The sequence below is a fragment of the Bosea sp. AS-1 genome (genome assembly GCF_002220095.1).
In the GTDB taxonomy this organism is placed as follows: Bacteria; Pseudomonadota; Alphaproteobacteria; order Rhizobiales; family Beijerinckiaceae; genus Allobosea.
On sequence record NZ_CP022372.1, the window covers coordinates 2,537,260 to 2,562,021 of the forward strand.

The 24,762-nt window shown below is 66.3% G+C and carries 21 protein-coding genes and 1 pseudogene; 15 read left to right on the forward strand and 7 right to left on the reverse strand.

Annotated elements, in window-relative coordinates; translation table 11 throughout:
• Position 1 precedes the first annotated feature (1 nt).
• Positions 2-664 (forward strand): protein-L-isoaspartate O-methyltransferase family protein, encoded by a 663-nt coding sequence (locus tag CE453_RS13875; RefSeq protein WP_089175126.1) that lies wholly within the window; start codon positions 2-4, stop codon positions 662-664.
• A gap of 143 nt (positions 665-807) precedes the next feature.
• Complete coding sequence (locus CE453_RS13880; protein ID WP_089175127.1) at positions 808-2,163, forward strand: LysM peptidoglycan-binding domain-containing M23 family metallopeptidase; 1,356 nt, start codon at positions 808-810, stop codon at positions 2,161-2,163.
• 181 nt (positions 2,164-2,344) lie between these two features.
• Here CE453_RS13880 and CE453_RS13885 read toward each other — a convergent pair whose 3' ends face one another.
• The gene (locus CE453_RS13885; protein WP_089175128.1) at positions 2,345-3,235 is read right to left on the reverse strand and encodes an ATP-binding protein; all 891 of its coding nucleotides are present in this window, start codon (positions 3,233-3,235) and stop codon (positions 2,345-2,347) included.
• A 337-nt stretch (positions 3,236-3,572) separates the two neighbouring features.
• Between CE453_RS13885 and yajC the strand changes: the two genes are divergently transcribed.
• The 5 genes from yajC (at position 3,573) to CE453_RS13910 (ending at position 7,897) form a co-directional block, all read left to right on the forward strand.
• Complete coding sequence (gene yajC / locus CE453_RS13890) at positions 3,573-3,848, forward strand: preprotein translocase subunit YajC (RefSeq protein WP_198302385.1); 276 nt, start codon at positions 3,573-3,575, stop codon at positions 3,846-3,848.
• 58 nt (positions 3,849-3,906) lie between these two features.
• A complete protein-coding gene (gene secD, locus CE453_RS13895; protein WP_089175130.1) occupies positions 3,907-5,517 on the forward strand; it encodes a protein translocase subunit SecD in 1,611 nt (536 codons plus the stop codon).
• A 33-nt stretch (positions 5,518-5,550) separates the two neighbouring features.
• Positions 5,551-6,504, forward strand: coding sequence for a protein translocase subunit SecF (secF, locus tag CE453_RS13900; protein ID WP_089177887.1), 954 nt, complete (start codon positions 5,551-5,553; stop codon positions 6,502-6,504).
• A gap of 14 nt (positions 6,505-6,518) precedes the next feature.
• Positions 6,519-6,896 (forward strand): Mth938-like domain-containing protein, encoded by a 378-nt coding sequence (locus tag CE453_RS13905; RefSeq protein WP_089175131.1) that lies wholly within the window; start codon positions 6,519-6,521, stop codon positions 6,894-6,896.
• Between the two features lie 92 nt (positions 6,897-6,988).
• On the forward strand, positions 6,989-7,897 hold the full coding sequence (locus CE453_RS13910) for a phytoene/squalene synthase family protein (RefSeq protein WP_089175132.1): 909 nt from the start codon (positions 6,989-6,991) through the stop codon (positions 7,895-7,897).
• A 24-nt stretch (positions 7,898-7,921) separates the two neighbouring features.
• On the opposite strand, the gene CE453_RS13915 is transcribed toward CE453_RS13910, so the two are convergent.
• The 3 genes from CE453_RS13915 to CE453_RS13925 all read right to left on the reverse strand — a co-directional run bounded on the left by CE453_RS13915 (position 7,922) and on the right by CE453_RS13925 (position 11,113).
• The gene (locus CE453_RS13915) at positions 7,922-9,229 is read right to left on the reverse strand and encodes an MFS transporter (RefSeq protein WP_089175133.1); all 1,308 of its coding nucleotides are present in this window, start codon (positions 9,227-9,229) and stop codon (positions 7,922-7,924) included.
• A 126-nt stretch (positions 9,230-9,355) separates the two neighbouring features.
• A complete protein-coding gene (trmFO, locus tag CE453_RS13920) occupies positions 9,356-10,774 on the reverse strand; it encodes a methylenetetrahydrofolate--tRNA-(uracil(54)-C(5))-methyltransferase (FADH(2)-oxidizing) TrmFO (protein ID WP_089175134.1) in 1,419 nt (472 codons plus the stop codon).
• Between the two features lie 183 nt (positions 10,775-10,957).
• A complete protein-coding gene (locus CE453_RS13925; protein ID WP_081925531.1) occupies positions 10,958-11,113 on the reverse strand; it encodes a DUF1127 domain-containing protein in 156 nt (51 codons plus the stop codon).
• Positions 11,114-11,573: 460 nt separating this feature from the next.
• Between CE453_RS13925 and CE453_RS13930 the strand changes: the two genes are divergently transcribed.
• Positions 11,574-12,053 (forward strand): hypothetical protein, encoded by a 480-nt coding sequence (locus CE453_RS13930; protein ID WP_157733036.1) that lies wholly within the window; start codon positions 11,574-11,576, stop codon positions 12,051-12,053.
• A 59-nt stretch (positions 12,054-12,112) separates the two neighbouring features.
• Here the strand turns inward: CE453_RS13930 and CE453_RS13935 are convergent, their stop codons facing one another.
• Positions 12,113-14,521 carry a heavy metal translocating P-type ATPase gene (locus tag CE453_RS13935; RefSeq protein WP_089175136.1) on the reverse strand — a complete coding sequence of 803 codons (2,409 nt, stop codon included), beginning with the start codon at positions 14,519-14,521 and terminating at the stop codon, positions 12,113-12,115.
• A 267-nt stretch (positions 14,522-14,788) separates the two neighbouring features.
• On the opposite strand from CE453_RS13935, the gene CE453_RS13940 reads away from it, so the two are divergent.
• Positions 14,789-15,982, forward strand: coding sequence for a CaiB/BaiF CoA transferase family protein (locus CE453_RS13940; protein ID WP_089175137.1), 1,194 nt, complete (start codon positions 14,789-14,791; stop codon positions 15,980-15,982).
• Positions 15,983-15,993: 11 nt separating this feature from the next.
• The gene (locus CE453_RS13945) at positions 15,994-16,776 is read left to right on the forward strand and encodes an enoyl-CoA hydratase/isomerase family protein (protein ID WP_248308065.1); all 783 of its coding nucleotides are present in this window, start codon (positions 15,994-15,996) and stop codon (positions 16,774-16,776) included.
• A gap of 115 nt (positions 16,777-16,891) precedes the next feature.
• Here the strand turns inward: CE453_RS13945 and CE453_RS13950 are convergent.
• A pseudogene (locus tag CE453_RS13950) lies at positions 16,892-18,154 on the reverse strand (MFS transporter); the annotation flags it as partial.
• Between the two features lie 242 nt (positions 18,155-18,396).
• Here CE453_RS13950 and cyoA point away from each other — a divergent pair.
• The 5 genes from cyoA to CE453_RS13975 are packed head-to-tail and all read left to right on the forward strand — an operon-like array spanning position 18,397 to position 23,317.
• Positions 18,397-19,479 (forward strand): ubiquinol oxidase subunit II, encoded by a 1,083-nt coding sequence (gene cyoA / locus CE453_RS13955; protein WP_089175140.1) that lies wholly within the window; start codon positions 18,397-18,399, stop codon positions 19,477-19,479.
• A gap of 49 nt (positions 19,480-19,528) precedes the next feature.
• On the forward strand, positions 19,529-21,529 hold the full coding sequence (gene cyoB / locus CE453_RS13960) for a cytochrome o ubiquinol oxidase subunit I (RefSeq protein ID WP_089175141.1): 2,001 nt from the start codon (positions 19,529-19,531) through the stop codon (positions 21,527-21,529).
• A 9-nt stretch (positions 21,530-21,538) separates the two neighbouring features.
• The gene (cyoC, locus tag CE453_RS13965) at positions 21,539-22,165 is read left to right on the forward strand and encodes a cytochrome o ubiquinol oxidase subunit III (protein WP_089175142.1); all 627 of its coding nucleotides are present in this window, start codon (positions 21,539-21,541) and stop codon (positions 22,163-22,165) included.
• Positions 22,162-22,545: a cytochrome o ubiquinol oxidase subunit IV gene (gene cyoD, locus CE453_RS13970; protein ID WP_089175143.1), complete on the forward strand. Its 384-nt coding sequence runs from the start codon at positions 22,162-22,164 to the stop codon at positions 22,543-22,545. The genes cyoC and cyoD overlap by 4 nt, the downstream gene beginning before the upstream one ends.
• Before the next feature lie 10 nt (positions 22,546-22,555).
• On the forward strand, positions 22,556-23,317 hold the full coding sequence (locus tag CE453_RS13975; protein ID WP_089175144.1) for an SURF1 family protein: 762 nt from the start codon (positions 22,556-22,558) through the stop codon (positions 23,315-23,317).
• Positions 23,318-23,323: 6 nt separating this feature from the next.
• Here the strand turns inward: CE453_RS13975 and CE453_RS13980 are convergent, their stop codons facing one another.
• A complete protein-coding gene (locus tag CE453_RS13980; protein WP_089175145.1) occupies positions 23,324-24,703 on the reverse strand; it encodes a M20/M25/M40 family metallo-hydrolase in 1,380 nt (459 codons plus the stop codon).
• Positions 24,704-24,762 lie beyond the last annotated feature (59 nt).

The following is a 24,762-nucleotide window of genomic DNA, read 5'->3' on the forward strand; positions in this document are numbered from 1 at the left end:
CATGAGCGACGAGGTGCCGGCCAGCGAGGGCGAGCGCACCGTCGCTTTCCTGCTCTCCCTGCGCGCGCGTGGTGTACGCGACCTCGCGCTGCTGCGCGCGATGGAGCGTGTGCCGCGCGATCGATTCGCGCCGGCGCGCTTTGCCGATCTGGCGCGGCAGGACGTGTCGGTCCCGCTGCCTTGCGGCCAGACCATGACCGCGCCCTACACGGTCGCGAGCCTGCTCGTCGCCCTCGACATGCAGCCGGGCGCGCGCGTGCTCGAGGTCGGTACGGGCTCCGGCTATGTCTCGACGCTGCTCGCCGCGATGGGCGGGGAGGTCGTTTCGCTGGAACGCTATCGCTCGCTCGCGCTCGCTGCGCACGAACGCGTTTCCGGCAGCGGCTTCGGCCAGGCGGTGGATTTGCGTCATGCCGACGGTTTCCAACCCGATCGCACGCTCGGGCGCTTCGATCGCATCCTCGTCAACGGCGTGACCAGTGCCGTGCCCGAGACGCTGCTGACCCGGCTTTCGCCGGGCGGGCGCCTGGTGGGCGCGCTGCGGATCGAAGGCATCGCGCGCCGTGTGGTGGTGAGCCGCCTCGACGACAGCCAGTTCGACCACGCGACCGGACCGGTGGTTCGCTTGCCGCCGCTGATCCCCGGCCGTTCGCAGGCGCTCTAGGACTTTCGCCCATCGCGTAGCCGGGCGAGGGGGGCAAAAAAATCGAAAAAGGTGAATCGAAATCCGCGAGCGAAACTTTTTCGTAACCTGAACGGGACTTTAATGACCGTCATCGAGTTGCGTCGTTCGCGAGTACTCTGTCCATGCTTAGTCAAGCCGGAACGGTCAAATCCCGTCTCCTTTGCCGTCTCTCGACGGTCTGCCTGCTTGCCCTGGGTGTCAGCGCCTGCTCGTCCGAGGCGGTGCGCTTCACCGAGACGCCCTTCGACAATCCGTTCAGGACGGCTCAGGCCTCTCCGATGCGCGATCCGGTGACCACCGGCTCGATCGGTTCGAGCGCTGGCGCGCCGCTGCAGCCGGTGCCGTCCGCGCCGGTCATTCGTTCGCAGGCGCTGCCTCCTCCTCAGTCCTCCGTTGCGATGCGGCCGGCTCCGGTCGCCGCTCCCGCGCCGTCGGCGCAGCCGGTCGGCGGCGGCGCGGCCGGCTGGAGCGCTCAGGGTGGCACGCCGGTCGTGCTCGCCCAGGGCGAGACGCTGGACATGATCTCCTCGCGCTACGGTGTGCCGCGTGCCGCCCTGATGTCGGCGAACGGGCTGAGCAATGCCAATGTGGCTCCCGGCACGCGCCTGACGATCCCCGTCTATAACGCCGGTGGCGCTGCCGTGGCTGCTGCCGAGCCGGTCCGTCGCGCCGCGTCGTCTGCCGCCGAGCAGCGCGGCTTCGTTTCGGGCCCGGCGCCGGCGCGCCAGGCGGTCGCCGACGCCCGCTCCCAAGCTCGCAGTGCAGCCGAGACGAAGACTGCAGCCGCCGCCGAGGCAAAAGCCAAGGCCGAAGCCGATGCGCAGGCCATGCGGGAATCCCGTGCCCGCTTCGCTGCCGAAGCCAAGGCCAAGGCCGAGGCGCGCAAGGTGTCCGCCATTCCCACGACCCGCCCCGTCGCGGAAGCCAAGCCGGCACGTCCGGCCAAGGTCGCGGCACCCGTTGCGGAGCCGGCCCGGCCGGTTGCCGTCGCCAGCGCGCCTGCCACCGAGCCGAAGCCGGCTCCGGTCGCGAAGGCCGAGCCCGCGCCGGAGCCCAAGACCACCGCCAGCCTGCCGAAGCAGCCCGAAGCGGCTTCGTCGAGCGCCGACAAAGCCGATTTCCGTTGGCCGGCTCGCGGCCGGGTGATCTCGGGCTTCAGCGGCAAGGGTGGCAATGAGGGCATCAATATCGCGGTGCCGGACGGCACGCCGGTCAAGGCTACCGAGGAAGGCACTGTCGCCTATGCCGGCAGCGAGCTGAAGGGCTACGGCAATCTCGTCCTGATCCGTCATCCGAACGGCTACGTTTCGGCCTACGCCCATAACGGCGAGCTCAAGGTGAAGCGCGGCGATGTGGTGAAGCGCGGCCAGGTTGTCGCCAGCTCCGGCCAGAGCGGCAACGTCTCCTCGCCGCAGCTGCACTTCGAACTGCGCAAGGGTTCCACGCCGGTCGACCCGACGCCTTACCTGAACAACTGATCGAAGCCGCCCAATCCGGTTTCAAACTTCGATCGGTACCCGCGAGACCCCGCCGGTCGAACTAGAAACGGGACGGACCAGGAGGTCCGTCCCGTTTTTTACTGTTGACCGGGGGCGACGTCGCCCCGGGCGTTGCGATGCGCAGACCCGGGATGACGCTCGTCTACGTCCCCAGCCGCGTTCAGCTTTCGATCCGCTTTCCGAGGCGGCCGGCGAGGTCCTGGATATATTGCCAGGCGGTGCGGCCGGAGCGCGAGCCGCGGGTCGTCGACCACTCGAGTGCGTCGCGACGCAGTTCCTCGGGTGCGATCGCCAGCCCGAAATGGCCGACATAGCCGTTGATCATCTCCAGATATTCGTCCTGGCTGCATTTGTGGAAGCCGAGCCAGAGGCCGAAGCGGTCGGAGAGCGAGACCTTCTCCTCGATGGCCTCACCCGGATTGATCGAGGTCGCGCGCTCATTGTCCATCATGTCGCGCGGCAGCAGATGGCGGCGATTCGACGTCGCGTAGAAGACGACATTCTCGGGCCGCCCCTCGACGCCGCCATCGAGCACCGCCTTCAACGATTTGTAGGAGGTGTCGTCGCTGTCGAAGGACAGATCGTCGCAGAAGACGATGGCGCGGTGCGGGTCGCTGCGCAACTGCCCCATCAGCGCAGGCAGACTCTCGATGTCCTCGCGATGGATCTCGATCAGCTTCAGCGGGAGCTCGCCCTTCGGCAGGTGCTGGTTGGTGTCGGCATGGACCGCCTTGACCAGTGAGGATTTGCCCATGCCGCGCGCACCCCACAGCAGCACGTTGTTCGCCGGCAGGCCCTTGGCGAAGCGCTCGGTGTTCTCTGCCAGCGTGTCGCGGACGCGATCCACGCCGCGCAGCAGCGCCAGCGCGACGCGGTTGACCTTCGGCACCGGCACGAGTTCAGAGCCTGCCGCCTGCCAGACGAAGGCATCTGCCGCGGCGAGGTCGATCGGCTTGCGCGGGGGAGGGGCGATGCGCTCGAGCGCGGAAGCGATCCGCAGCAGGGTTGCAAGCGTCTCGGCGGCGGTCTGGTCGCTGGTCTTGTCGGTCATGTGGCATGCGCCTTCTGGTTTGGCTGGCAACCGTACCGTACCGTCCGGTACGGTTGCGCGCCTAGCTAAACCGCGTTGCGCGATCTTGCGCAAGGGCATTGCGCGAATGGCGGCAAGCTCATAGGTGAGGAACGCGCCCGGGCAACCGGGCGTGTCCGATTGATTTCATGGCATTGCTGGCTATAGTCCGCGCGATTTTCCGGCCGGGCGATGCTTTTGGCATGTCTTTCCGTGGTGAGCCTCGCGTCCCGGCGGCGCGCAGCTTCCGCATCAAAGGAGTGTTTTTGTGATCACCCCCGCTTTCGCCCAGGCGACAGGAGCCGGCGGCGGCGCCGACATGCTGATCCAGCTGGTGCCGTTCCTTCTGATCTTCGTCATCATGTGGTTCCTGATCATCCGGCCGCAGCAGCGCCGGGCCAAGACGCATCAGGAGATGATCAAGAACGTGCGCCGCGGCGACACGATCGTCACCTCGGGCGGCCTGGTCGCGAAGGTGTCGAAGGTGGTCGACGACGGCGAGATCGAGGCCGAGATCGCCGATGGCGTGCGCGTGCGCATCGTGCGCGGCATGATCCAGGACGTCCGCTCCAAGACCGAGCCGGTCAAGAACTGAGGCGATGAGCCGGCCTCGTCGCGAGGCCGGCCACCCCCAACAAGGCTGATCACGCAAGATGCTTCGTCTCCAGGCCCGCAAGGTCATTCTCGTCCTGCTCGTGCTGCTCTTCGGCTGCGGGCTCGCCGTGCCGAACCTGTTCTCGCCGGAGACGCGCAAAGCGATCGAGGAGAATGCTCCCTCCTGGATTCCGCGCTTCCTGCTGCCGGTCCATGCGGTGGTGCTCGGTCTCGATCTGCAGGGTGGCTCCCACGTCCTGCTCGAGATCGACCGCGCCGACCTGATCCGCAGCCAGGTGACGCAGCTGCGCGACGACACCCGCCGCATCCTGCGCGAGGAGCGCGTCAGCCTGCAGGGCGGCATCCAGACCACGCAACGCGGCGTGCAGATGCGGATCACCGACGCGGCGGAGCGCGAACGCGTGCTGCCGAAGCTGCGCGAGCTTTCACAGCCGGTCGGTACTCTCGGCGCGTTCGGGCCTTCGGGCAACCAGTCCATCGCGATCACCGAACAGCCTGACGGGCTGGTCCAGCTCGCGGTCACCGAGGCCGGTTCGAACGAGCGTATCCGCCGTGCCGTCGAACAGGCGATGGAAGTGCTGCGCCGGCGCGTCGACGCGCTCGGCACGACCGAGCCGAACATCCAGCGCCAGGGCCTGGACCGCATCCTCGTCCAGGTTCCCGGCCTGCAGGATTCGCAGCGCCTGAAGGAAATCCTCGGCGATACCGCGAAGCTCGAATTCCGGCTCCTCGGCGACGCCAACAGCACCGATGTCGACATGCTGCCCTCGCAGGATTCGGGCGGTCAACCGGTGCCCGTGCTGCGTCAGCCGGTCGTCGACGGCGCCGATCTCGTCGATGCGCAGCCCTCCTTCGATTCGCGTACCGGCCAGCCGATCGTGAATTTCCGCTTCAACATCCGCGGCGCTCAGCGCTTCGGCCAGATCACCACCGAGAATCTTGGCCGGCCGCTCGCCATCGTGCTCGACAACAAGGTGATCTCCTCGCCGGTCATCCAGTCGCCGATCACCGGCGGCTCGGGCCAGATCTCCGGCAACTTCACCGTCCAGCAGGTCAACAATCTTGCGATCCTGCTGCGTGCCGGTGCGCTGCCCGCCAAGATGACGATCGTCGAGGAGCGCACCGTCGGCCCCGGCCTCGGCGCCGACTCGATCCATGCCGGCAAGCTCGCGACCCTGATCGCCGGCGTCTTCGTCGTGATCTACATGCTCGCGAGCTACGGCATCTTCGGGCTGATCGCGAGCATCGCACTCTTCGTCCATGTCTGCCTGATCTTCGGCCTGATGTCGCTGATCGGCGCGACGATGACGCTGCCCGGCATCGCCGGCATCGTGCTGACCATCGGCACGGCTGTCGACTCGAACGTGCTGATCTACGAACGCATGCGCGAAGAGGAGCATCAGGGCCGCTCGCTGGTCTCTGCCCTCGAGGCCGGCTTCCAGCGCGCCTTCGCGACCATCATTGACTCCAATGTCACCATGCTGATCGCGGCGGTGGCGCTGTTCGCGCTGGGCTCCGGGCCGGTGCGCGGCTTCGCGGTGGTGTTCATCCTCGGCATTCTCACCACGGTCATCACCGCGGTGACGCTGACGCGGATGCTGATCGCCGTCTGGTACCGCTGGGCCAAGCCCAAGCACCTTCCGTTCTGACGCTGCCAACCCTTCAGGAGATTGGCCATGCGCATGCGCCTGCTTCGCATCGTTCCCGACAATACCCGCTTCAAATTCGTCTGGTTTCGCCGGTTCAGCTATCCGCTCTCGGCTGCCTACTCGATCCTGGTTCTCGTCCTCTTCCTCACGGTCGGGCTGAATTTCGGCATCGACTTCAAGGGCGGCACCCTGATCGAAATGCAGGCCAAGGCCGGCAAGATCGAGATCGCGCAGGTGCGCCAGACCGCCAACGGGCTGGGCTTCGGCGAGGCCGAGGTGCAGGAGTTCGGCGACGGCACCGAGTTGTCGATGCGCTTTCCGCTGCAGGCGGGCGGCGAGAGCGCCCAGCAGAACGTCGTGGCCAAGGCGCGCGAGGCCTTCGCCTCGACCTATGAGTTCCGCCGGATCGAGACCGTCGGCCCGCGCGTTTCGGGCGAGCTGGTTCAGGCTGGCGCGCTCGGCGTCGTGCTCGCGATCACCGGCGTGCTGGTCTATCTCTGGTTCCGCTTCGAGATGCCGCTGGCCATCGGAGCGATCCTCGGCACGTTGCACGACATCGTGCTGACCATGGGCTTCTTCCTGATCTCGCGGCTCGAATTCAACCTGACGTCGATCGCGGCGATCCTGACCATTGTCGGCTATTCGCTGAACGAGACGGTCGTGGTGTTCGACCGCACGCGCGAATTGCTGCGCCGCTACAAGACGATGCCCATTCCCGAGCTGCTCGACCTCTCGGTCAACTCGACCCTGTCGCGTACCGCGATGACTGCGACGACGACCTTCCTGTCGCTGCTGGCACTCGTCATCTTCGGCGGCTCGGCGATCGAGGGCTTCGCGCTCGTCATGCTGTTCGGCGTGGTGGTCTGCACCTATTCGGCGATGTTCATCTCGACGCCGGTGCTGCTCTACATGGACGTTCGCGGCCAGGGCCATCGCGAGGAAGCCCGCGAAAAGGCGCTCGCCGGCGCCAAGCCCAAGGCGGGCTGAGGCGGGCTTCGCCGATGCCCCGTTTCGACGGCTTCGTTCCCGGCCGCTGGCCGCTCGATGCGATCGGCGCTGGCGGCTTCCGCTTTGCCGAGATGAGCCACAAGGGCTCGATCATCGCGACGCCGGCCGGCATCCGGATCTGGCCGGTGACGCAGTTCTCGGAGCTGACGCTCGCGAGCCTGCAGCCGGTTCTCGACGAGGCCGAGGCGATCGATTTCCTGATCATCGGCACGGGCGCCGACATCGCCTTCATCCCGCCCGCCTTGCGCGAGCCGCTGAAGCAGGCCGGCATCACCGTCGAGGGCATGGCGACCGGCGCTGCGGCACGGACCTACAATGTCCTGGTCGGCGAGGACCGCCGCGTGGCGGCGGCGCTGATCGCGATTCCCTGACGAGCCGGCTGCGACGTTTTGGCTGCCATGTATCGCGGACGTAGCAGCGCCGGGGGCATTGGCCTACACTGGCGCCGAAAGCGAGGCCGGAGATGACGGGCCGGAGCGGGACGACACCGCAGATTCAGACCGATCAGCGCGACGACACGGTGCCTGCGCGCCTGCCGGAGGCTTATGCCCATTGCTCTGCGCTGGTTCGGGAGCACGATCAGGATCGCTACATCGCGACGCTCTACGCGCCGGAGGCGCGCCGCCACGGGCTGTTCGCGCTCTATGCCTTCAGCCAGGAGATCGCGCGGGTCCGGGCGATGGTCAGCGAGCCGCTGCCGGGCGAGGTCAGGCTGCAATGGTGGCGCGACCTCCTCGAAGGCCAGCCGAATGGCGAGGTGCAGGGACACCCCGTCGCCGCCGCGCTGCTCGACACGGTGAAGCGCTATCGCCTGCCGATCGCGCCGCTGACGGGGCTGATCGATGCCCGCACCTTCGATCTCTACGACGATCCGATGCCGTCGCTGCGAGATCTCGAAGGCTATGCCGGCGAGACTTCGAGTGCGCTGATCCGGCTCGCCTGCATCGTGCTGGCGGGCGGGCGCGATCCCGGCGGGGCGGCCGCTTGCGGCCATGCCGGCGTCGCCTATGCGCTGACCGGGCTGATGCGCGCCTTCCCCTGGCATGCGGCGGAAGGGCAGGTGTACCTGCCGGCCGATATCTTGGCGCGCAATGGCGTCACTCGCGACGACATCGTGCGCGGGCGGGGCGGGCCGGGTGTCCTCTATACGCTGAAGGAAATGCGCGAGATCGCGCGCAACCAGCTCAAGCGGCTCGCCAGTCTCAGCGACACGATCCCGCCCGCGATGAAGCCGGCCTTCCTGCCTGTCGCGCTGGTCGAGCCCTATCTGAAGCAGATGGAGCGCAAGGGTTACGATCCCTATCGCTCCATCATCACGCTGCCGGCCTGGCGCCGGCAGTGGATCCTGTGGAAGGCGGCGCGGACGCGCTGATCGTCCGACGCCCCGGCCTGTTCGTCAGACGTGAACAGAGCGGTGCCTGACGATCATGATCGCCAGGATCGAGAGCACGCAGCACGCCAGGATGTAGAGCGAGACATAGGTCGGGCGCCCGCCTGCCGCGCCGACGAGCGCCTGCGCGATGAAGGGCGTCGGGCCTGCCACCAGCACGCCGTTGAGCTCGCGCGACATCGCCAGGCCCGAGAAGCGGTAGCGCGTCGGGAACAGGTTGGCGAGGAAGGCGCCTTGCGCGCCGGAGGTCGAGCCGAAGCCCAGGCCATAGCCGAGCGCGATTCCGACCGTCGACCAGAGCAGGCTAGCGGTATCGAACAGCCAGAACAGCGGAAACGCCATGATGCCGATGACGATGGCGCCGAGGATGTAGACCGTGGCCGAGCCGATCCTGTCCGCCAGCGCGCCCATGAAGCCGACGCCGACGATGCCGAAGAGCGAGCCGATCGTCACGGCGACCAGCGCGTCCGTGCGGCTCATGCCGACCGTGTTGATCATGTAGCTGAGGGAGAAGGCGCTCAGGATGTAGGCGTTGGCATTGTGCGCGGTCACCGAGAGGAAGCCGAACAGGACCTCCTTGGGGCTGTTGCGGAAGAGCTCGCCGATCGGAACCTGCTGCTCGTGCCTGCGCTGCTCGGCCCGCGCCATGGCCTCGACATATTCCGGCGTCTCGTCGAGGTGTTTGCGGATATAGAGCGCGACGAGGAAGAGCGCGCCCGAGAGCAGGAAGGGGACACGCCAGGCCCAGCCGAACAGCACCTGCTCAGGCAGGTAGGAGATGACCAGGAAGGACAGCGTCGCCAGCATGATGCCGACCAGCGTCGCGGCGTTGGGCAGGCCGGTGTAGAAGGCGCGCTTCTCGGGCGGGGCGTATTCCGCCACCAGCACGATCGCGCCGGCAAGCTCCGCGCCAGCGCCAAAACCTTGAATCAGCCGCATCAGCACCAGCAGGATCGGCGCCATGATGCCGATGGTCTCATAGGTCGGCAGAAGGCCCATCAGCACGGTGGCGAGACCCATCAGCGCGATCGTGAGAATCAGCGCCGGCTTGCGGCCGAACTTGTCGCCGATATGCGAGATCACGATGCCGCCGACGGGGCGGGCGAAATAGCCGACCGCGAAGGTCGCGAAAGCGGCCAGAACGCCTGTCGTCGGCGAGAGGTTGGGGAAGAAGAGCTTGTTGATGATCAGGCCCGAGGCCGCGCCGTAAAGGGCGTAGTCGTACCATTCGATCACGGTACCGACCGTGGCCGCGGCCACGGCCTTGCGGAGATTGGCCGGGTTCGCGCTGCCGGCCGTCGTCGTGGTTGCCATTTGTTCCTGGGGCCTCCGAATTGTTGTCGGAGACCTGTTTGTCGACAATCGCGAGGCGACCCATGCCCGGAGAGCGCGGCGCCCATGCGAATGACCTTGCGGCATCCGCCAGGCGCATGACGCAGATCAGGCGACGGCCGGGTTTGCGCCGATGGCCCAGCGATCCATCTCGGCCTTGGCGCGTGCGGTCAGCGCCTGCTTGCGGGCGAGGCTCTTGGCGGGTCCCTTGAGGCGCTTGCCATCGGGGCCGGTCGTCGCGACGCCCTCGATCGGCGGGAACAGGCCGAAATTGATGTTCATCGGCTGGAAGGAGCGCGGGCCCTCGTCGATGGTGACGATGTGCCCGCCGGTGATGTGGTTGACGAGTGCGCCGAGCGCCGTCGTGGGAGGTGGCAACGGCAGGTCGTGACCAAGCCGCTCGGCTGCGGCCATGCGCCCGGCGAGCAGGCCGATGGCGGCGCTTTCGACATAGCCTTCGCAGCCGGTGATCTGGCCGGCGAAGCGGAGCCGCGTATCGGCCTTCAGCCGCAGCTTCTCGTCGAGGAGCTTCGGCGAGTTGAGATAGGTATTGCGGTGGATGCCGCCGAGGCGGGCGAACTCCGCGTTCTGCAAGCCGGGAATCAGCCTGAAGATGCGGGACTGCTCGCCGTATTTCAGCTTGGTCTGGAAGCCGGTCATGTTGAACAGCGTGCCGAGTGCATTGTCTTGCCGAAGCTGGACCACCGCATAAGCCTTTACGGTCGGGTTATGCTTATTCGTCAGGCCGACGGGCTTCATCGGACCCCAGCGCAGCGTCTCGCGGCCGCGCTCGGCCATGACCTCGATGGGCAGGCAGCCGTCGAAATAGGGGGTTCCTTCCCATTCCTTGAACTCGGTCTTCTCGGCGGCGAGCAGCGCATCGATGAAGGCTTCGTACTGGTCCCGGTCGAGCGGGCAGTTGATGTAGTCGGCTCCGGTTCCTCCCGGGCCCGCCTTGTCGTAGCGCGACTGGAACCAGGCGGTGTCCATGTCGATCGAGTCGAAATGGACGATCGGGGCAATGGCATCGAAGAAGGCGAGCGAGCTCTCGCCGGTCAGCGAGAGGATCCCCTCCGCCAATGCCGAGGAGGTGAGCGGGCCGGTGGCGATCACGACCTTGTCCCAATCCGCCGGCGGCAGGCCCGCGACCTCGCCGCGATCGATCGTCACCAGCGGATGGGCCTCGAGCGCTGCCGTCACGGCCTGCGAGAAGCCGTCCCGGTCGACGGCGAGCGCTCCGCCCGCCGGGACCTGATGGGCGTCGCCCTTGGCCATGATCAGGGAGCCGAGGCGGCGCATCTCCCAGTGCAGCTGGCCGACGGCATTGCTCTGCGCATCGTCGGAGCGGAAGGAGTTGGAACAGACCAGTTCGGCCAGCCCCTCGGTCTTGTGGGCGTCTGTGCCGCGGACGGGCCGCATCTCGTGAATGACGACGGGCACGCCGGCCTGGGCGATCTGCCAGGCGGCTTCCGAACCGGCGAGGCCGCCGCCGATGATGTGGATGGGTTGAAGGGCTTGGGTCTGCATGGCTGCGATGTGTCCGCAGCCGGCTTTCAGGTCAAGCGAAAGCAGCCCTGAAATGCAAAATGCCCGCCGTGAGGCGGGCATTCGCTCTTCGACCAAGGCTCGAGGGGAGGGGAAACACGAGCCTCGGGAGAAACTACCTGGAACACGCCGCGCCCGATGCGCGGCGGTTCTCATTCAGTGACTTCAGGCCGCGGCGTGCGAGCGGGCGATGAAGTTGATCTCCGAGCGCGACAGGCCGAGGTCGTCGAGCTCGCGGTCGGTCAGACGGGAGAGCTCGCGAACGGTCTCGCGGTAGCGGAGGTAGGCGCGGATTTTGGCGGCGATCATGGTGACGAACATGGTGGTTTTCCTTAGCGGTTATTCCGGAGCGGGGCGGTGCCCACAGCGACAATCTCGTTGTGCGCTGCATATAAGCTGATCAGCCTGCCGCAAACAGAGGCTCTAACTCAGCTCCGTTATGCATTGGAAGCATGAACCATTCATTCACTAGTTACTTTTTCGTCATCGCTCTGCGCTGAGCGCGGTTCTCGTTTCAAATGCAACTGATTTTATGCTCATTTTATGAGCCGATAGGAGGCGATGGGAGAGCCTTGCCGTTGACGTGCCCTTAAATTCATCATGTTGCACTAGCTAACTGGTGCCCGAAAACGTCTCCTTGAATTTTGCGCTGCAAAATGGGCGGTGCGTCATCATCCGGCCGTAATCGGTGGCGGGCTCCGGCGAGGGGGTTCGGTGCGATTCCTGCGGCGGCTCCCGTTCGATAGCGGTTTTCGGTGATGCCGGCCGGGGAGGGTCGTTTTTGCCCGGCATTTTATGCCGGCTGGCGAGGTGGGCTGCGGTGGCGATGGCACTACCGCTTTGGAAACAAGGGGTTTTTCCGAAGTGTGCGGGCGGCGCGAAGATTGCTGGGCCAGGCGACCAGCTCCGGGAGCACGCCATGTCGATCGTCATTTCCAGCCCGTCCGCCTCGCCGGTCTTCACGTCACCGTTCACGACGAGCGCTGCGAGTAGTGCCTCTGTCGAAACGGCGACGTCCGGTTCCGAGACTTCGTCCTCGTCGTCGGTTGAGGCCGATTTCCTCAAATTCGCGCAGATGAGCCCGGAGGAGCGGGTTCAGCAGGCCATCCTGTCTAAACTCGGCATGACCGAGGAGCAGTTCAACAAGCTCGACGCAAAGGCGAAGGGCGATGTTCTCGCGAAGATCCGCGACGAGATCCTGCGCCAGGCCGACATGAAGACCGAGCACCGCACGGGCGCGGTCGCGGACATCAAGGTCTGAGGGGCAATAAGAGCAGGGCGGCGCCGTTCCGGAGCGCCGCCGAGCCGTTTGTCGTTTCGTCAGGCCGTCTTGCCGGCGTCGAAACGCAGCAGCCGCAGGGCGTTCGCCGTGACCAGCACCGTCGCGCCGGTATCGGCGAGGATGGCGACCCAGAGCCCGGTATAGCCGAGCACGCTCGTCACCAGGAACACGGCCTTGAGGCCGAGCGCGATCGCGATGTTCGCGCGGATATTGCCCATCGCGGCGCGGGCCAGGCGGATCATCGCTGGAACGTCCCGCACCCGGCTCTTCAGCACGGCCCCGTCGGCCGTTTCCAACGCCACATCGGTTCCCGAGCCCATGGCGATACCGACGCTGGCGGCGGCCAGTGCGGGAGCATCGTTGATGCCGTCGCCCACCATCATCACCGGCGTACCGGCGCCAAGCTCCTTCAGCGCAGCGACCTTGCCGTCCGGCATCAACTCGGCCTTGTGCTCCATGCCGAGGCTGCCGGCGATGGCGGCGGCCGTGCGGGCGTTGTCGCCGGTCAGCATGGTCGAGCGGATCCCCAGCGCCTTGAGTTCGGTGACAGCTGCCGCGGCGTCCTCGCGCGGCTCGTCGCGCAAAGCGATCAGCCCGGCCAGCCTTTCGTCGACGATGACGGCCGCGACGGTCTTGCCGGCCGATTCCAGCGCTTCGACGGCGGCACTGGCCTGATCGTCGAAGGGAGCTCTCGCGGTCGCATGGCGCGGTGCGCCGACGAAGACGGCGCGGCCCTCGACCTTACCGGTGACGCCTTGGCCGGCGAGGGCGGCCGCTTCCGCCGCGGGGGCGAAAACGACGGCATCGACGCGGGCACGTTCGAGCACGGCTTCCGCCAGCGGATGGGCCGAGCCGGATTCGACGGCCGCCGCAAAGGCCAGCACCTCCCTCTCTTCATGAGCGAGGGCGACGATGTCGGTGACGCGCGGCTGTCCGCGGGTCAGCGTGCCGGTCTTGTCGAAGGCGACGAGGCCGGTGCGGGCAGCGGTCTCGATCACCACGCCGCCTTTCATCAGGAGGCCCTGGCGGGCTCCGGCCGAAAGGGCGGCGGCGATGGCGGCGGGAACCGAGATGACCAGCGCGCAGGGGCAGCCGATCAGCAGCAGCGCCAGCGCCCGGTAGATCCAGACCGACCATTCGCCGGCGAAGAGCAGCGGCGGCACCAGCGCGACCAGCAAGGCGAGGCCGACGATCGCCGGCATGTACCAGCGCGAGAAGCGATCGATGAAGCGCTCGGTCGGGGCGCGGGCTTCCTGCGCCTCCTCCACGAGGCGGATGATGCGCGAAATCGTGTTGTCCTCGGCAGCCTTCTCGACGCGGATGCGCAGCGCCGCCTCACGATTGACCGAGCCGGCATAGACGGCTTCGCCGACGCCCTTTGTCTTGGGGACGGATTCGCCCGTCACCGGGCTCTCGTCGATGCCCGAGATGCCGTCGGTGATCTCGCCATCGGCGGGGATACGGTCGCCCGGGCGGACCAGCACGACCTGGCCGATCGCCAGGCTTGCGGCATCGACCTGCCGGGTGGTGCCATTCTCCTCGACGAGGGCGGTCTTCGGCACGAGCTCGCCGAGCGCACGGATCGAGGCGCGGGCGCGATCGGCCGCCACACCCTCCAGAACCTCGCCGACAGCGAAGAGGAAGACGACCAGCGCCGCTTCCTCGGCCGCGCCGATGAAGAGCGCACCGATGGCGGCGATCGTCATCAGCATCTCGATGGTGAAGGGGATGCCGGCGCGGGCGGCAGCGAGGGCGCGCCGCGCCACCGGGGCGACGCCGATCAGGCACGCGACCAGGAAGGCCCAGTAGGCGATGTCGTGCCGGACCGTGCCGACGATCCAGGCGGTGGCGAGCAGAGCACCCGTCACCAGCACGAGCCGGCCCTTGCCAGTCTGATACCAGCGAGTGCCCTCCGGCGTCACCTCATGGACATGGCCCGGCAGGCCGTGGCCGTGATCGGCCTGCTCGCGTTTGGCCGCCTTGCCGCCCTTCTCATGTGCGGCGTGGTCATGTCCGCTGTGGTCGTGACCAGCATGATCATGACCAGCGTGATCATGGCCGGCATGGTCATGATTGTGGCTGTGGTCGTGACCTGAACAGCAGGTGCCGCCGTGCCGGTGCGAGCCGTGATCGTGTTGGGAATCGTCATGAGCGTGGCCATGCCCGTCGCAGCAGACATCTGCCCGTGCTGCCGGCTTTTCGGAGACTGCCGCCAATGCGGCAGTGGTGTAGCCGAGACCGTTGACGCGCTTCTCCACGGCGGCGGCGCTGGTCTGCGCCTCGTCGAGCACGAGCGTCAGCGTCTCCGACATTACGGAAAGCCTGACGTCGCCGACACCCGGCAGGCGCTCCACCGCGCCGCGAATCTTCGCCGCGCAGCTCGCGCAATCCATGCCGCCGACCTTCCAGGAGAGGGTCTTGGGGCCGGATTCGGTGCTGGTCGCCATGGGATGTCTCCGTCTGCGCTCGCTACGGGACATTGCTTCTACAAGCTGTAGCCACTTCAGGTTCAAGAGGAAAAGTGATGCCTGTCGGAATGGCAGCCCTGCATTGCTGGCGGACTTGTTCCTGCATGCAGTATGCAGTTAGAAATCAATAAGCCCGTCGCAATGGGCTGTGACCAACCGGACCCGGACGATGGAACGCGACCGATCTTCTTCGGCCGACAAGAGGTTCCGGTAGATCGCCGGTCAGGCAGGGAGGAAAGACGGCCCATGGCGCAAGCGGGACCATCGACGGCCCTGAAGGGGTTGCGGGTGCTTGACCTGACGCGGGTACGGGCGGGGCCGACCTGCGTGCGGATCTTCGCGGATTTCGGGGCCGACGTGATCAAGGTCGAGAGCCCGCCGGGTTTTGACCCCAACGAGAACATGAGCGGTCCGCGCCTCGGCTACGACATGCAGAATCTGCATCGCAACAAGCGGTCTCTCGCCATCAATCTGAAGACTGCGGAAGGCAAGGCGATCCTGATGCGTCTTGTCGAGAGCGCCGATCTCCTGGTCGAGAACTACCGGCCAGACGTGAAGGAGCGGCTCGGCCTCGACTTCGAAGCCCTGCATGCCGTCAACCCGCGATTGATCCTGGTCTCGATCTCCGGCTTCGGGCAATCCGGCCCGTATCGGACGCGCGCCGGCTTCGACCAGATCGCGCAGGGCATGGGCGGGATGATGTCGGTGACCGGCCTTCCGGGGCAGGGACCGGTGCGGGCCGGCATTGCCTTGGCCGATTCCTCGGCCGGGCTCTATGGCGCCGTCGGCGCGCTGGTGGCGCTGCAGGAGCGAGCGGTTTCGGGCAAGGGGCAGTGGGTGCAGACCTCGCTGCTCGAGGCACAGATCGCGATGATGGATTTCCAGGCTGCGCGCTATCTCGTCGAAGGCTCGGTGCCGCCCCAGGCCGGCAACGATCACCCCTACCAGACGCCGATGGGCGTCTACCGGACACGCGACGGTGCGATCAATCTCGGAGTCGGCGGCGAGGAGCAGTGGCGCTCCTTCTGCCGCGCGGTCGAGCGGCCGGAGTGGGGCGCTGATGCCCGCTACGACAGCGCGGAGAAGCGCTTCGCGTGCCGGCCGGAACTCCGGGACCTGATCGAGGAGCGGCTATCCGAGGCCGACAGCGCCGATTGGCTTGCCGTGATGGAACGCCACAGCGTGCCGGCCGGGCCGATCTACTCGGTCGATCAGATGTTCGACGACCCACAGGTGCGCCATCTCGGCATCGCGCGGCCGCTGGAGCATCCGGAACTCGGCGATATCCGGGTCGTCGGCCAGCCAGTGACGCTCTCGCGCACGCCCTCCGAAGTGGCGACGCCGACGCCGGCGGCCGGGGAGCACAACGGCGCGATCCTGGCCGAACTCGGCTATGACGAGGCAGGGCTCGCACGATTGCGGGCCGAAGGCGTGATCTGACGGAGGCCGAAGTGAGCGAGGATATCCTGTACGCGGTGGAGGGTGGGATCGGGACGATCACGCTCAACCGGCCACAAGCGCGCAATGCCATGACCTTCGCCATGTATGAGCGGCTGGCCGAGATCTGCCGCGACCCGGCCGGGCATGGCGATCCGCGCGTCATCATCCTGACTGGTGCGGGCGACAAGGCCTTCGCTTCCGGCACCGACATCGCGCAGTTCCGCGCCTTTTCCAGCGCAGCCGATGCGCTGGCCTATGAGAAGCGGATCGAGGCGGTGATCGACGCCGTCGAGCGCTGCCCGGTGCCGACGCTGGCGGCGATCTCGGGCGCGGTGACGGGTGGCGGAGCGGCGCTCGCGCTTGCCTGCGACCTCAGGATCGCGTCGGTGACGGCGCGTTTCGGCTTCCCGATCGCGCGCACGCTCGGCAATTGCCTGTCGATGGCAAACTATGCCCGACTCTACGCATTGCTGGGCCCGGCGCGGGTGAAGGATATCGTCTTCACGGCCCGGCTCGTCGGGGCGGAGGAGGGGCGCCAGGCCGGGCTCTACAGCGAATTGCTCCCCGACCATGCTGCGCTGATGCAGCGCGCGACCGAGCTTGCGACGACGATCGCGAACCATGCGCCGCTGACCATGCGCGCAACGAAGGAGGCGATGCGTCGGCTGACGGCCGAAGCCGCGCAGGGCGTGCCCGGCGATGACCTCGTCACGCTCTGCTATACGAGTGAAGACTTCCGGGAAGGCATGGAGGCTTTTCTCGCCAAGCGCCCACCGGTCTGGCGGGGGCGCTGAGCGAAAGCCCGCTTAGATCATCGCGCGTCCTATCGGACGCGATAACGATGATCTATCTCATTGTCAGTGCATCGGATTTTTCCGAAAAGTGGATTCCACTTTTCGGTCCGATGCTCTAGCCGTAGCGGCCTTCCAGGCGACGGTCGAACCAGAGTGCGACCAGCGTGCAGATCGCGCCCGACAGCAGGTAGAGCCCGACCCAGGCAAGGCCCAGCTTGCTGGAGAGCGTCAACGCCACGAGCGGCGCGAAGCCGGCGCCGATCAGCCAGGCGAGGTCGGAGGTCAGGGCGGCGCCGGTGTAGCGGTACTCCCGGCCGAAGCTCGAGGCGACGGCGCCCGCCGTCTGGCCATAGGACAGGCCGAGCAGCCCGAAGCCGATGATGACATAGACCGTCTGCCCGGCGAGGCTGTCGCCGAAGAGCAGCGGCGCGATGATGCTGCTCAGGCTGAAGAGCCCGATCATCAGGCCGGAAAGGATCAGCGTCGGGCGGCGGCCGATCTGGTCCGCGATCAGGCCGGAGGTCATGATCGCCCCGGCGCAGACCACGGCGCCGGCGCCCTGCACGATCAGGAATTCCGCGACCGAGCGGTTGGTGTAGAGGTTGATCCAGCTCACCGGGAAGATCGTGACCAGGTGGAACAGCGCGAAGCTCGCCAGCGGCACGAAGGCGCCGAGAACGAGGGTGCTGCTGCGTTTGCGGACGAGCTGGGTGATCGAAATCGGCATCAGCTCGCGGGTATCCATGAGCTGGGCGAATTCTTGGGTCGCGACCATGCGCAGACGGGCGAAGAGCGCGACCACGTTGATCGTCAGCGCGACGAAGAAGGGATAGCGCCAGCCCCAGCCGAGGAAGTCCTCCGTCGAGAGCGCGCCTTCGAAGAAGGCGAACAGGCCCGCGGCGAGGATGAAGCCGATCGGCGCGCCGAGCTGCGGTAGCATCGCGTACCAGCCGCGCCGGCCTGCCGGTGCATTGAGGGCCAGCAGCGAGGACAGGCCGTCCCAGGCGCCGCCGAGCGCGATGCCCTGCAGCAGGCGGAAGGCGGCCAGGATGATGCCGGACCAGATGCCGATGGTCTCGTAGCCGGGCAGGAAGGCGATCGCGGCGGTCGAGCCCCCGAGCAGGAAGAGCGCGGCGGTGAGCTTGGTGGCGCGGCCGTAGATCCGGTCGATCGTCATGAACAGCACGGAGCCGATCGGCCGGGTTAGGAAGGCGAGGGCGAAGATGCCGAAGGAGTAGATCGTCCCGGTCAGCGGATCCGCGAAGGGGAAGACCAGCTGCGGGAAGACGAGCACGCAGCCGAGGCCGAAGACGAAGAAGTCGAAATACTCGGATGTACGCCCGATGATGACGCCGATCGCGATCTCGCCCGGGGTGACATGATCCCGGCCGTGCGCGTCCGTCAGATGGTTCGATGCCGGGCTTGCCGCATGGGCGCTCATTCGGGGGCTTCCTCGTTCGCGCGGAAAAGGGATAACATTCCCCGGCTCCGGACGCCATGGATGCGGCGGATAAAAGCGAACTACCCGGTCTCTGCCAATGGGACATTGTGTCCTCTGTGCAGTGCAAAAGAATGCGATAGACAGAGCGGCAACTTTCCGGTCACGGAGGGCTTGGTCTCTTGAGAAATCGTCGTTTTCTGGCGCTGTTGCCGCTCTTGCCCCTGCTCGGCGGCTGCCAAGCGGTGCTGCTTTCGCCGTCGGGGGATGTTGCGCTGCAGCAGCGCAACCTGATGCTGATCTCGACCGCGCTGATGCTGACGATCATCATCCCGGTGATGGCGCTGACGGTGTATTTCGCCTGGCGCTACCGCGCTTCGGCCCAGGCCGAGTACGACCCGGACTGGAACCATTCGCTGCCGCTCGAGGTGGTGATCTGGGCCGTGCCGCTGCTGATTATCGTGATCCTGGGCGCACTGACATGGATGGGCACGCATCTGCTCGACCCCTACAGGCCGCTCAACCGCATCAGCGCTGCGACGCCGATCGCGACGGCGCAGGCGGGCAGCACCCAGATGCGCAAGGAGCCGCTCGTCATCCAGGTCGTGGCGCTCGACTGGAAATGGCTGTTCATCTACCCGCAGCAGGGCATCGCCTCGGTCAACGAGGTGGTGGCGCCGGTGAACCAGCCGGTCGAATTCCGGATCACGGCTTCATCCGTGATGAATTCGCTCTTCATCCCCGCGCTCGCAGGCCAGATCTATGCGATGCCCGGCATGCAGACCAAGCTGAATGCCGTGATCAACCATGCCGGCGACTTCGAGGGCTTCTCGGCGAATTACAGCGGCGAAGGTTTCTCGGGGATGCGTTTCCGCTTCCGTGGCCTCGAGGGCAACGGCTTCGAGGACTGGGTCAAGGCGGCGCAGGCCAAGGGCGACAAGCTCGGCCGCGAGGAATACCTCGTCTTCGAGCGGCCGAGCGAGCGAGAGCCGGCCCGTCAGTTCGGCAGCGTCGCGCCTGATCTCTTCGACGCCATCCTCAACATGTGCGTCGACCGCGCCAAGATGTGCATGCGCGATATGATGGCGATGGACGCCAAGGGCGGCGGCGGCAAGGAGGGTATCTCCACCGTCATGGCGCTCGAATACGACAAATCGGTGCGCCGTGGCGGTGCGCCTCTGCCGCCGCGTCCTTTCGTCACTGCGATCTGTACGCCGGCGGACGTCTACGGCAAGGGCGGTGTCACCGCCCAGGCTGCGAACTGAGCTCTTGATTGAACGGCCGCCTGGCCATGCCTAGCGATCCGAGGACGCCATGAATTCCTATCCCGACTGGTGGAAGCTCGTGTTCGGGCGCTTCACGTTTGAAGCCGTCCCGTACCACGAGCCCATCCTGGTCGCGACCTTCGCCGGCGTCGTGGTCGGCGGCCTCGCGGTTATCGCCCTGATCACCCGGCTGAAGGCCTGGGGCTATCTCTGGAACGAGTGGTTCACAAGCGTCGACCACAAGAAGATCGGCATCATGTACATGGTGCTCGGCGTCGTCATGCTGCTGCGCGGCTTCGCCGACGCGCTGATGATGCGCGGGCAGCAGGCCATCGCCTTCGGCGCCAATGAAGGCTATCTGCCGCCGCACCATTACGACCAGATCTTCACGGCCCATGGCGTGATCATGATCTTCTTCGTGGCCATGCCGCTGGTCACGGGGCTGATGAACTATGTCGTGCCGCTGCAGATCGGCGCGCGCGACGTCGCTTTTCCCTTCCTCAACAACTTCAGCTTCTGGATGACCGTCGGCGGCGTGGTGCTGGTCATGGCCTCGCTCTTCGTCGGCGAGTTCGCCAAGGTCGGCTGGCTCGCCTATCCGCCGCTGTCGGGAGCCGCCTATTCGCCCGGGGTAGGCATGGACTACTACCTCTGGGCGCTGCAGATCGCGGGCGTCGGCACGACCCTGTCGGGCATCAACCTGATCGCGACCATCGTGAAGATGCGCGCGCCCGGCATGGACATGATGAAGATGCCGGTCTTCACCTGGACGGCACTGTGCACCAACGTGCTGATCGTCGCGAGCTTCCCGGTCCTGGCCTGCACGCTCGCGCTGTTGACGCTCGACCGCTATGTCGGCACCAACTTCTTCACGAACGATCTCGGCGGCAACCCGATGATGTACGTGAACCTGATCTGGATCTGGGGCCACCCCGAGGTCTACATCCTGATCCTGCCCTGCTTCGGCATCTATTCGGAGATCGCCTCGACCTTCGCCGGCAAGCGGCTCTTCGGCTACACCTCGATGGTCTATGCGACGGTGGTCATCACCATCCTGTCCTACCTCGTCTGGCTGCATCACTTCTTCACGATGGGCTCGGGCGCCAGCGTGAACTCGTTCTTCGGCATCACGACGATGATCATCTCGATCCCGACCGGCGCGAAGATCTTCAACTGGCTGTTCACGATGTATCGCGGGCGCATCCGCTTCGAACTGCCGATGATGTGGCTTCTCGCCTTCATGCTGACCTTCGTCATCGGCGGCATGACCGGCGTGATGCTCGCGGTGCCGCCGGCGGACTTCATCCTGCACAACAGCCTGTTCCTGATCGCGCATTTCCATAACGTGATCATCGGCGGCGTGGTCTTCGGCGCCTTCGCCGGCATCACCTACTGGTTCCCCAAGGCCTTCGGCTTCAAGCTCGATGAGTTCTGGGGCAAGCTTTCCTTCTGGTTCTGGGTGATCGGCTTCTATGTCGCCTTCATGCCGCTCTATGTGCTCGGCCTGATGGGCGTGACCCGGCGCCTTAACCATTTCGAGGATCCGTCGCTGCAGATCTGGTTCGTCGTCGCAGCTTTCGGCGCCGTGCTGATCGCGCTCGGCATCCTGTGCTTCCTGATCCAGATCGCCGTCAGCATCCTGCATCGCGACCGGTTGCGCGACACGACCGGCGATCCCTGGGACGGGCGCACGCTGGAGTGGTCGACCTCCTCGCCGCCACCGGCCTACAACTTCGCCTTCACGCCGATGGTCCATGATCACGATACCTGGGCCGACATGAAGAAGCGCGGTTACCGGCGCCCGCTCGGCGGCTTCAAGCCGATCCACATGCCGAGGAACACGGGCGCCGGGCTGATCATCTCCGCCTTCGCGACGATCTGCGGCTTCGCGCTGGTCTGGTATGTCTGGTGGCTCGCGGCGCTCAGCTTCGCGGCGGTGATTGTCACGGCCATCGCCCACACCTTCAACTACGATCGGGACTTCCACATCCCGGCCGAGACGGTCCTGCGCGAGGAGAATGCGCGCACCGAACAGCTCGCACGGGCCTGAGGGACGACGATGACGACGGCGACGGCGCAACCGGCCGATACCCCGGTCTTCCACGTCACGGAAGACGAGCACGAGCACTCCGGCGGCTCGACCATGCTCGGCTTCTGGATGTACCTGATGAGCGACTGCCTGGTCTTCGCAGTCCTCTTCGCGACCTATGGCGTGCTCGGGCGCAGCTATGCGGCCGGGCCCTCGGGGGCCGATCTGTTCGATCTCAAGCTGGTGGCGGTCAACACCACCATGCTGCTGCTCTCCTCGATCACCTACGGCTTCGCCATGCTGGCGATGGACAAGGGGCGGCAGGCGGCAGTGCAGGGCTGGCTGCTCGTGACCGGCCTGTTCGGCCTCGCCTTCATCGGCATCGAGCTCTACGAGTTCCACCACATGATTCTTGAGGGTGCGACGCCGATGCGCAGCGCCTTCCTCTCCTCCTTCTTCACACTGGTCGGCACGCACGGGCTGCACGTCACCTTCGGCCTGATCTGGCTCACGGTGCTGATGGTGCAGGTGTCGCAGCGCGGGCTGATCGAGGCCAATCGCCGCCGGCTGATGTGCCTCTCCATGTTCTGGCACTTCCTCGACGTCGTCTGGATCGGCGTCTTCACTTTCGTCTATCTGATGGGCGTGCTGAAATGAGCGGATCGCAGAACCACTCGGACGCCCACGGCGCCGATCACGGCGAGCACGGCGCCTCCCATGCGACGCTGCGCGGCTATCTTACCGGCTTCGTCCTCGCGGCCATCCTGACGGCGATCCCGTTCTGGCTGGTCATGGCCGACGTGCTCGGCAATTCGACGACCACCGCGATCGTCATCATGGCCTTCGCGGCGGTGCAGATCGTCGTCCACATGGTCTACTTCCTGCACATGAATTCGCGCTCGGAAGGCGGCTGGACGATGATGGCGCTGATCTTCACCATCGTCATCGTGGCGATCGCGCTCTCGGGCTCGCTCTGGGTGATGTATCACCTCAACGTCAACATGATGCCGATGGCGCCCGGCGACCACCCGATGTGAGGATGCCGTCGTGGCCGCAGCGCCGCGAGCGCAAGGCGAGGCGGATCGCCCGTCGCGGGCACGCCGGTTCGCTCTCCTGGGCCTCTTCGGTCTGCTGACGCTCGTTTTCGTCGGGCTGGGCATCTGGCAGGTCGAACGACGCAGCTGGAAGCTCGATCTGATCGCACGGGTTGACGCGCGCGCCCACGCACAGGCCGAGCCGGTTCCGGGGCCGGAGGGATGGGGCGGCATCGATGCCGCCGGCGCCGAATATCGCAGGGTCGCGCTCGACGGACGCTACCTCCCTGGAGCGGAGACGCTGGTGAAGGCCGTCACCGAGAAGGGGCCGGGCTTCTGGGTGCTGGCGCCGTTTCGGAGCACACGCGGCTTCACGGTTCTCGTCAATCGCGGCTTCGTGCCGGAGGATCGGCGCGATCCGGCCGAGCGCAGCGATGCGGCCGCGCGCGGCGAGACGCATCTGACCGGGCTGCTGCGCATGAGCGAGCCGGGCGGCGGCTTTCTGCGCAGCAACGATCCGGGTGCCGGCCGCTGGTATTCGCGCGACGTCGCGGCGATCGCTGAGGCGAGAGGGCTCGGCGCGGTCGCGCCTTATTTCGTCGATGCGGATGCGGTTTCCGAGCCTGGCCCGTTGCCGTTAGGCGGAATGACGGTGATCCGGTTCCGCAACACCCATTTCATCTATGCGCTGACCTGGTTCAGCCTTGCCGGGATGAGCGCCTGGGCAGGATTCTACGTCCTGCGCAGGCGCTCGGAAGGCGAAGAGGCGAGCTGATGCCGGTCAGGCCGGCTTCTGCATCTGCCCGAGTTCGTGCAGGAGAGCTGCGCCAGTCCGCACGCCGCTGTGGAAGCAGTCCAGCGTCATGTTCTCGTTGGGGGCATGGTTGGCCTCGTCGGGATTGGCATAGGGCGTGACGAAGGCCGGGATGCCGAGGATTTTCGTGAAGACGTAGTTTGGCAGGCTGCCGAAGCCGGCGGGGATCAGCAGCGGCTCCTCGCCATGGGCGGCGACGAAGGCGCGCCTCAGCGGTGCGGTATACGGCGAGGATATCGGCGTCTTCGACGGCTGCATCCCCATCTCCTCGGCGATGAACTCGACCTCCGGCGCATGCTTTTCGACATGGGCCCGGACCTTGCGCAGGATGTCCTCCGGGTCCTGCGCCTCGACCAGGCGGATGTCGCATTTCACGAACGCTTCGTTCGGCAGTACGGTCTTGCTGCCGGGGCCGCCATAGCCGCCGTGGAAACCGTTGATCGTCAGGGTCGGTCGAAAGCAGAGGCGGTCGTAGAAGGGCCGGTCGGCCGGTGCGTCGAGGCGCTTCAGGGCAAGGCTGCGCTTGAACGCCTCGATGTCGAGCGGCAGGCGCTCGATCGCGGCCAGTTCCTCGGGCGAGGCCGGTTCGATGCCGTCCTCGAAGCCGTCGATGGTGATCTCGCCGGCGGCATTCTTCATCGTTCCGAGCAGATGGACGAGAGTCCAGACCGGGTTCGGCACCACGCCGCCGAAATTGCCGGAATGGACGTCGCGGCTGGCGTGGCGGCAGCGCAGCTCGAAATTGACCACGCCGCGCGAGCCGAACTTGATCGTCGGCGCGCCGCTGGCATGGCGCGGCCCGTCGGCGGTGACGGCGAGGTCAGCCTTCAGCAGTCCGGTATTGGCGCGCACGAAATCGGCGATATGCGGGCTGCCGATCTCTTCCTCACCCTCCAGCAGCAGGATGACGTTGCAGGGCAGTTCGCCATGGACCCGCAGATGCGATTCGATGGCGAGGATCTGGGCGAAGTGCTGGCCCTTGTTGTCGCCGACTCCGCGGGCATAGAGGCGCCCGTCGCGAATCGTCGGCTCGAAGGGCGGCGAGAGCCATTTGTCGAGCGGATCGGCCGGTTGCACGTCGTAATGACCGTAGAGCAGCACGGTCGGCTTGCCGGGCGCCTTCTCCCAGCGCGCAACGACCATCGGATGTCCTTCGGTCTGCACCAGATTCGTTTCGAGCCCGATCTGCGTCAGCATGCCCAGGAGGAGATTCCCGACCTCGGCGATGCCGAGGTTCTCGGCGCTGATGCTGGGGTGGCGCAGATAGTCGATCAGGCGGTCGAGAAAAACCGGCCGGTTTGCTTCGATATGGTCGAAAACCGGGGCCAAAGCGTTTGAAGAAGCCATCGAAATCTGCCTGCGAAGCTGGAGGAGACCGTCGCGGAAACTGCCCTTACGTCTCATCC

Excerpts from the sequence above, each read along its gene's own strand:
- CE453_RS13905 (WP_089175131.1), top strand. The coding sequence starts at position 6,519 with ATGCCCCGTTTCGACGGCTTCGTTCCCGGCCGCTGGCCGCTCGATGCG.
- secD (WP_089175130.1), top strand. The coding sequence starts at position 3,907 with ATGCTTCGTCTCCAGGCCCGCAAGGTCATTCTCGTCCTGCTCGTGCTG.
- secF (WP_089177887.1), top strand. The coding sequence starts at position 5,551 with ATGCGCCTGCTTCGCATCGTTCCCGACAATACCCGCTTCAAATTCGTC.
- cyoD (WP_089175143.1), top strand. The coding sequence starts at position 22,162 with ATGAGCGGATCGCAGAACCACTCGGACGCCCACGGCGCCGATCACGGC.
- CE453_RS13940 (WP_089175137.1), top strand. The coding sequence starts at position 14,789 with ATGGCGCAAGCGGGACCATCGACGGCCCTGAAGGGGTTGCGGGTGCTT.
- yajC (WP_198302385.1), top strand. The coding sequence starts at position 3,573 with ATGCTGATCCAGCTGGTGCCGTTCCTTCTGATCTTCGTCATCATGTGG.
- CE453_RS13875 (WP_089175126.1), top strand. The coding sequence starts at position 2 with ATGAGCGACGAGGTGCCGGCCAGCGAGGGCGAGCGCACCGTCGCTTTC.
- CE453_RS13925 (WP_081925531.1), bottom strand. The coding sequence starts at position 11,113 with ATGTTCGTCACCATGATCGCCGCCAAAATCCGCGCCTACCTCCGCTAC.
- CE453_RS13885 (WP_089175128.1), bottom strand. The coding sequence starts at position 3,235 with ATGACCGACAAGACCAGCGACCAGACCGCCGCCGAGACGCTTGCAACC.
- CE453_RS13910 (WP_089175132.1), top strand. The coding sequence starts at position 6,989 with ATGACGGGCCGGAGCGGGACGACACCGCAGATTCAGACCGATCAGCGC.
- cyoB (WP_089175141.1), top strand. The coding sequence starts at position 19,529 with ATGAATTCCTATCCCGACTGGTGGAAGCTCGTGTTCGGGCGCTTCACG.
- cyoC (WP_089175142.1), top strand. The coding sequence starts at position 21,539 with ATGACGACGGCGACGGCGCAACCGGCCGATACCCCGGTCTTCCACGTC.
- trmFO (WP_089175134.1), bottom strand. The coding sequence starts at position 10,774 with ATGCAGACCCAAGCCCTTCAACCCATCCACATCATCGGCGGCGGCCTC.
- CE453_RS13980 (WP_089175145.1), bottom strand. The coding sequence starts at position 24,703 with ATGGCTTCTTCAAACGCTTTGGCCCCGGTTTTCGACCATATCGAAGCA.
- CE453_RS13915 (WP_089175133.1), bottom strand. The coding sequence starts at position 9,229 with ATGGCAACCACGACGACGGCCGGCAGCGCGAACCCGGCCAATCTCCGC.
- CE453_RS13935 (WP_089175136.1), bottom strand. The coding sequence starts at position 14,521 with ATGGCGACCAGCACCGAATCCGGCCCCAAGACCCTCTCCTGGAAGGTC.
- CE453_RS13880 (WP_089175127.1), top strand. The coding sequence starts at position 808 with ATGCTTAGTCAAGCCGGAACGGTCAAATCCCGTCTCCTTTGCCGTCTC.